This is a genomic window from Pseudomonas sp. 22072, assembly GCF_052046095.1.
Lineage (GTDB): Bacteria > Pseudomonadota > Gammaproteobacteria > Pseudomonadales > Pseudomonadaceae > Aquipseudomonas > Aquipseudomonas paracarnis.
The window spans coordinates 440,245-447,015 of the sequence record NZ_JBQEQE010000001.1; the positions used below are offsets into that span (position 1 = coordinate 440,245).

Consider the following 6,771-nt stretch of genomic DNA (forward strand, 5'->3'; position numbering starts at 1 on the left):
GCTGGCTTNCATCGCAATCGCAGGCAAGCCAGCTCCGACAGGGTTTACTGCGTCAGGCTTGAGGTGCTTTGACCAACGGCAAGCCCTGCGCGAATGGCTGCAAGGGCGGCCTGGTAATACGCCTTGCCCTCCGGCGACTCGGCAAAGGTGGCGAACTCTTCCAGCTCCGGGTCGGACAAATCCCGATAGACATACAGCAGGGTATTGTTCAAATCCTTGTCGATCTGCTGCATCAACCGCTCGCGCTGGCCATTCAACATTCCTTGCGCCTGACCGCCGCCGAGCAGGCCTGGGATCATCTGGCTCAAGCTGTCGGCCGCCACGCCAGCAATCGCCAGGCTGACCTCGGCGCCGGCCTCGCGGGCGGGCAGGGCCTGGGCCAAGTGGCCGATGATCAGGCTGCGGGTGGCATCGGCTTCAAGTTTAGGCAGACCCTGGGCGTTTTTTGCCAGTTGGTCGCGGCGCGTGGCCAGCAACTCGGCGGCGACGATCTTGCGGCCCAGGGGCGATTGGAAAAACGCCAGGGCAGGTTTCGGGTCGGGCAAGTGCTTGCGCAATTGCGCCTCGGCACGCTGGTCCATGGCCTGGGCGGCAAAGCGTTTATTACTGTTGTCCACCAGCGCCTGGTACACCACCGGCGGCAGGCTATTGCGGTAGCGCTGCTGGGCGGCACTGAGGGCGTCATTGAAGTGCGCACGTTGTTCGGCCCAGCCGGCGACCTTGTACAACTGGTCATGGCCGTCTGCCCAGGCGGGCAAAACGCAGAACATCAACACAGAAAAAAACAAACGACGCATAAGGACTCCTGTCAGTCGGCCACTATTGTCCGTGTCGGGCGTAGGATTTGTCGAGAAGTCCTATCAGTCACCTGACTAAAGTGTATTCAGACGCTCAACGGCGCTGTCGGATTTTCAGGCGTATGGATACTATGCGCGCCATGCAAATACCCCTCGATCACCCGCTGCTGCAACGCATCGTCGACGACCTGGCCGAAAAAGGCTGGTCGCAGCAAAATGGCTTCCTGCCCCAGGCTCTGACCCTGGAGCTGGCGGCTGAGTGCCGTAAACGTGCGGCACAAGGTGAACTGGCGCCCGCAGCGGTAGGTCGTGGGCCGGCCCAGGAGATTCGCGAGGGCATTCGCGGTGACCATATCCAGTGGTTGGAGGAGGGGGACGCGCCTATCTGCGATACCTACATGGGCGTGATGGACGGCCTGCGCCTGGCGATGAATCGCAGCCTGTTCCTGGGCCTGGAAGATTTCGAAAGCCACTTCGCGATGTATCCGCCGGGCGCGTTTTACCTCAAGCATGTAGACCGTTTTCGCGACGATGACCGGCGCATGGTCTCGGCGGTGATCTACTTGAACGACGCCTGGCTGCCCGAGCATGGCGGCCAACTGCGCATGTACCTCAAGGGCGGTGTCGAATACGACGTGGTGCCCACCGGGGGCTGCCTGGTGGTATTCCTGTCGGGCGAGGTGCCTCACGAAGTCCTGCCCGCTACGCGCGAACGCCTGTCCTTGACGGGCTGGTTTCGCCGGCGGGGCAACGAGCCGTTTTAAACATGGAAAAGATTCTGGTCAGCCGCTGCCTGCTCGGGCACAAGGTGCGCTACGACGGCGGGGCCAGCGGCCCATTCGACCCACTGGCAGCGTGGCAAGCTGAAGGCCGCGTGGTTGCCATCTGCCCGGAAGTGGCGGGCGGCTTGCCCACACCGCGGCCATCGGCCGAAATCCCAGGCGGGCAGGGCATCGACGTGTGGGAAGGCCGCGCCCAGGTGCTGACGGCCGAGGGCGAAGACTTCACCAGCGCCTTTCTCGACGGTGCCCGCCAAGCCTTGGCGCTGGTGCAACGCCATCACATCCGCATCGCCATTCTCAAGGCCAACAGCCCATCCTGCGGCAATCTGTTGACCTATGACGGCACCTTCAGCGGGGTGAAGGTCAGTGGCGAAGGCGTCACGGCGGCGCTGCTCAAGCGCCATGGTGTGCAGGTGTTCAGTGAGTTGCAGTTGCCTGAGGCGGCGGCGGCCCTCACGCAGCTTTAAGAAGCTTAAACAGATCAAATGTGGGAGCTGGCTTGCCAGCTCCCACATTTATTGCACCTTGAGCCATTTCTGCGCCAGCGCCTTCAACCGGCCATCGTCCTTAACCCGCTTCAACGCCCCGTTCAAACTGGTCTTGAACGCCGGGTTGCCCTTCTGGAACGGGATCGCCAGTGCCGGCTTCTGGTGATAAGGCTCACTGAAATCGAAACGATCCTCAAGCTCGGCAGTCATAGCCATATGGTTAATGGCCACGTCGTACTTGCCGGTTTCCACACCGGAAAGCAGGTCCGCGTTATCGGTGGTGATAAACGAGGAGCGCACCTCCATTTCCTTGGCCAGCAGTTCACCCAGCTCCACTTCAAAGCCTGCGAGTTTGTCGCCCTCTTTGAAATTGTACGGCGGGGTATTGGCTTCCAGGGCTATGCGCAGTTCACCGCGATCGTTTACGTCGTCAATCAGTTCGGCATGAGCCAAGGGGCTCAGAAGAGGAAGCAACAGCAACAGGCCAGGCGAAAAGCGCATGGTCACTCCTAAAGAATTCGTACAGGCGAGGCGCCGTTCAGCAACGTTTTGTTATGGTGTCGGGTGCCTTGGACCGCAATTTATCGCGAAGTTGTCATAACCCTACAGATTTCACCGAAAAAATGGAGAAGCGAATGAAAGCCCTTTTGTCCCGTGCAACGATTGCCAGCCTTTTGCTGGGTACCTCGATGTTGGCCAGTGCCGCAGACCTTCCTCGTACGCCTGCGCCTGAAGGTGCCGAAGTGTTCATCGTCTCGCCGAAAGATGGCGCCACCGTTGATAAAACCTTCACCGTCAAATTCGGCGTCAAGAAGCTGGACCTGGAACCGATCGACAAGCAAGTGCCTAACGCCGGGCACCACCATCTGTTGGTAGACCAGAAGGTGGAGTCGCTCAACGCCAATGAGGCGATCCCGGCCACGCCTACCTCGATTCACTTCGGCAAGGCGCAGACCGAAACCGAGCTGACCCTGACGCCAGGCAAGCACACCCTGCAACTGGTGGCCGGCGACAACGTGCATCGCCAGTTCGAACCCACAGTCGCCTCGAAAGTGATCACCGTTAACGTCAAATAAGCGTTATTCGGGCAAAAAAATGGGAGACCCCTGCGGGTCTCCCATTTTTTATCCAGCGCTTGAAGCCTTAGAACAACACGCGGCTACGAATAGTGCCGTTGATGTGCTGCAGCTTCTCTTGCGCCAGGTCCGAGTACTCGGCGTCGACGTCGATCACCACGTAGCCGACCTTCTCGTTGGTCTGCAGGAACTGACCGGAGATGTTGATGCCGTTTTCCGCGAAGACCTTGTTGATCTCCATCATCACGCCAGGGATGTTCTGGTGGATGTGCAGCAGGCGGTGCTTGCCCGGGTGAGCCGGCAGGGCCACTTCCGGGAAGTTGACCGACGATACCGAGGTACCGTTGTCGCTGTACTTGACCAGTTTTTCCGAGACTTCCAGGCCGATGTTGGCTTGGGCTTCAGCGGTGGAGCCGCCGATGTGCGGGGTCAGGATCACGTTGTCCAGGCCACGCAGCGGGCTTTCGAAGATGTCATCGTTGGAGCGCGGCTCCACCGGGAACACGTCGATGGCAGCGCCGATCAGGTGCTTGTCCTTGATCGCGTCGGCCAGGGCATCCAGCTCGACCACGGTGCCGCGAGCGGCGTTGATCAGAATCCCGCCTTTCTTGATCGCGCGGATTTCCTTCTCACCGATCATCCACTGGGTCTCGGCCGTTTCCGGAACGTGCAGGGTGACGATGTCGGACATGCCCAGCAGCTCGGTCAGGCTGGCCACTTGGGTGGCGTTGCCCAATGGCAGCTTGGTCAGGGTGTCGTAGAAGAACACCTGCATGCCCAGGCCTTCAGCCAACACCGACAGTTGCGTGCCGATCGAGCCGTAGCCGACGATACCCAGCTTCTTGCCGCGGATTTCGAAGGAGTTGGCCGCGCTCTTGATCCAGCCGCCACGGTGGCAGGAAGCGTTCTTCTCAGGGATACCGCGCAGCAGCAGGATGGCCTCGGCCAGCACCAGCTCCGCTACGGAACGGGTGTTGGAGTACGGTGCATTGAACACCGCGATGCCGCGCTCGCGCGCTGCATTGAGGTCGACCTGGTTGGTGCCGATGCAGAAACAGCCGACAGCCACGAGTTTCTTGGCGTGGTCGAAGATCTCTTCGGTCAGCTGAGTGCGGGAGCGAATGCCGATAAAGTGCGCGTCGGCGATCTTTTCCTTGAGCTGGGCTTCCGGCAGAGAACTGGTGATGTACTCAATGCTGGTGTACCCGGCGGCTTTCAGAACGTCGACAGCCGATGGGTGGACGCCTTCCAGAAGAAGGAACTTGATCTTGCTCTTATCGAGAGAAGTCTTGCTCATCTGCGTAAACCTGTATCCCGGAGAAAATTGGCAGGGAGTCGAGCAGCGCAAGCTGACCCGGACGGCAGGAAAGCCGTCACCGCAGAAACGCCCTTTGGGTCTGTCCTGCGGGGGCGGTATGCTAGCATACGCACCCCGCTAAACACCTATTCCTGCGACGTGAAGCGTTCTCAGGATGACCATGAATTGTTCGAGAGTTCTGTCGATGACCCATCCTGCCCTGATTGATGAGCTAAAGACCCTGGTTGAGCCCGGCAAAGTGCTGACCGACGCCGACTCCCTGGAGGCTTACGGCAAGGATTGGACCAAGCACTTCGCTCCCGCACCTAGCGCCATCGTGTTCCCCAAGACCACCGAGCAGGTGCAGGCCATCGTGCGGTGGGCCAATGAGCACAAGGTGGCGCTGGTGCCATCGGGCGGGCGCACGGGCTTGTCGGCTGCTGCCGTTGCCGCCAACGGCGAAGTGGTGGTGTCGTTCGACTATATGAACCAGATCCTCGACGTGAACCTCACCGACCGCACCGCCGTGTGCCAGCCGGGTGTGGTCACCAAGCAACTGCAGAACGTCGCAGAAGAAAACGGCCTGTATTATCCGGTGGACTTCGCCTCGTCCGGTTCCAGTCAGATTGGCGGCAATATCGGCACCAATGCCGGCGGGATCAAAGTGATTCGCTACGGTATGACCCGCAACTGGGTGGCCGGCATGAAGGTCGTCACCGGCAAAGGCGATGTGCTGGAGCTGAACCGCGACCTGATCAAGAACGCCACCGGCTACGACATGCGCCAGCTGTTTATCGGCGCTGAGGGCACCCTGGGCTTTGTGGTCGAAGCCACCATGCGCCTGGACCGTGCGCCAAAGAACCTCACGGCGATGGTGCTCGGCACGACTGATTTCGATTCGATCATGCCGGTGCTGCACGCCTTCCAGAGCAAGCTAGACCTGACCGCCTTCGAATTCTTCTCGGACAAGGCCCTGGCCAAAGTCCTTGGCCGTGGCGACGTGCCGGCGCCGTTCGAAACCGAGTGCCCGTTCTACGCGTTGCTGGAATTTGAAGCCACCACCGAAGAAGTCGCCAACCACGCTCTGGAAACTTTCGAACATTGCGTGGAGCAGGGCTGGGTGCTGGATGGCGTGATGAGCCAGAGCGAAACCCAACTGCACAACCTGTGGAAACTGCGCGAGTACATCTCCGAAACCATTTCCCACTGGACGCCGTACAAGAACGACATCTCGGTGACCGTGTCGAAAGTGCCAGCGTTCCTGAGCGAAATTGACGCGATCGTCGGTGAACACTACCCGGACTTCGAAATCGTCTGGTTCGGCCATATCGGTGACGGCAACCTGCACCTGAACATCCTCAAGCCGGAAAACCTGAGCAAAGACGAGTTCTTTGCCAAGTGCGCCACCGTGAACAAGTGGGTATTCGAGACCGTCGCCAAGTACAACGGCTCGATCTCCGCCGAGCACGGCGTGGGCATGACCAAGCGCGATTACCTGACCTACAGCCGTTCACCGGTTGAAATCGAATACATGAAGGCCGTCAAAGCCGTGTTCGACCCTAACGGGATCATGAACCCCGGCAAGATCTTCGCTGTTTAACCGCACCTGAAGGAGTCGTTCCATGAGCTACCAGCACAAGTATGTCGACGGCACCAACATCCACTTCCCGGTGGGTAAAGTTGTGTGCATCGGGCGTAACTACGCCGAACACGCCAAGGAACTGGACAACCCGGTGCCTACCGAGCCACTGCTGTTCATCAAGCCGGGCAGCTGCGTGGTGCCGTTGGAAGGCGGTTTTGCCATTCCGACCGAGCGTGGTTCGGTGCACTACGAAGCGGAAATCGCCGTATTGATCGGCAAGCCTTTGTCCGCCAAACCGAGCCGGGAAGAAGTGCTGGACGCCATCTCGGGCTTCGCCCCGGCCCTGGACCTGACCCTGCGCGACAAACAGGCCGAGCTCAAAGCCAAGGGCCTGCCGTGGGAAATCGCCAAGTCTTTCGATGGCGCGGCGGTGATTGCCCCCTTCGTGGTCAGCAGTACCTTTGCAGACGTGACCGATATCGGCATTCGCCTGAGCATCAACGGTGAAGTGCGCCAGGACGGCAACAGCGCGCAGATGCTCAACCCGATTGTGCCGATGATTCAGTACATGGCGGGTTGCTTCTCCCTCCAAGCGGGCGACGTGATCCTGACCGGCACCCCGGCGGGCGTTGGCCCGTTGAATGTGGGGGATGAAGTGGTGTTGGAGCTGGCGGGTGTCAATCGCTTCGAAAGCGTTGTGCGCTAAATCACTGCCAAACTGCAATTAAACTGTGGGAGCGGGCTTGCCC

Annotated in this window: 8 protein-coding genes; 5 read left to right on the forward strand and 3 right to left on the reverse strand. The window is 59.9% G+C overall.

Annotated elements, in window-relative coordinates; translation table 11 throughout:
- Window positions 1–44: 44 nt before the first annotated feature.
- Entirely contained in the window at window positions 45–797 is a 753-nt protein-coding gene (locus tag ACTJLA_RS02025; RefSeq protein WP_003195224.1) for a DUF2059 domain-containing protein, read from the reverse strand.
- A 131-nt stretch (window positions 798–928) separates the two neighbouring features.
- On the opposite strand from ACTJLA_RS02025, the gene ACTJLA_RS02030 reads away from it, so the two are divergent.
- Together ACTJLA_RS02030 and ACTJLA_RS02035 are read left to right on the forward strand one after the other, a co-directional pair.
- Window positions 929–1,561: a 2OG-Fe(II) oxygenase gene (locus tag ACTJLA_RS02030; protein ID WP_003195222.1), complete on the forward strand. Its 633-nt coding sequence runs from the start codon at window positions 929–931 to the stop codon at window positions 1,559–1,561.
- A gap of 2 nt (window positions 1,562–1,563) precedes the next feature.
- Window positions 1,564–2,046: a DUF523 domain-containing protein gene (locus tag ACTJLA_RS02035; protein WP_127880382.1), complete on the forward strand. Its 483-nt coding sequence runs from the start codon at window positions 1,564–1,566 to the stop codon at window positions 2,044–2,046.
- 48 nt (window positions 2,047–2,094) lie between these two features.
- Here ACTJLA_RS02035 and ACTJLA_RS02040 read toward each other — a convergent pair whose 3' ends face one another.
- The gene (locus ACTJLA_RS02040) at window positions 2,095–2,568 is read right to left on the reverse strand and encodes a transporter substrate-binding domain-containing protein (protein ID WP_032902259.1); all 474 of its coding nucleotides are present in this window, start codon (window positions 2,566–2,568) and stop codon (window positions 2,095–2,097) included.
- A gap of 134 nt (window positions 2,569–2,702) precedes the next feature.
- Here ACTJLA_RS02040 and ACTJLA_RS02045 point away from each other — a divergent pair, with 134 nt between their 5' ends.
- Window positions 2,703–3,143, forward strand: coding sequence for a DUF4399 domain-containing protein (locus ACTJLA_RS02045; RefSeq protein ID WP_034128985.1), 441 nt, complete (start codon window positions 2,703–2,705; stop codon window positions 3,141–3,143).
- 67 nt (window positions 3,144–3,210) lie between these two features.
- Here the strand turns inward: ACTJLA_RS02045 and serA are convergent, their stop codons facing one another.
- On the reverse strand, window positions 3,211–4,440 hold the full coding sequence (gene serA, locus ACTJLA_RS02050; protein ID WP_003195214.1) for a phosphoglycerate dehydrogenase: 1,230 nt from the start codon (window positions 4,438–4,440) through the stop codon (window positions 3,211–3,213).
- 205 nt (window positions 4,441–4,645) lie between these two features.
- On the opposite strand from serA, the gene ACTJLA_RS02055 reads away from it, so the two are divergent.
- The gene (locus tag ACTJLA_RS02055; protein ID WP_005792341.1) at window positions 4,646–6,040 is read left to right on the forward strand and encodes an FAD-binding oxidoreductase; all 1,395 of its coding nucleotides are present in this window, start codon (window positions 4,646–4,648) and stop codon (window positions 6,038–6,040) included.
- A gap of 22 nt (window positions 6,041–6,062) precedes the next feature.
- Window positions 6,063–6,728 carry a fumarylacetoacetate hydrolase family protein gene (locus tag ACTJLA_RS02060; RefSeq protein ID WP_034128983.1) on the forward strand — a complete coding sequence of 222 codons (666 nt, stop codon included), beginning with the start codon at window positions 6,063–6,065 and terminating at the stop codon, window positions 6,726–6,728.
- Window positions 6,729–6,771 lie beyond the last annotated feature (43 nt).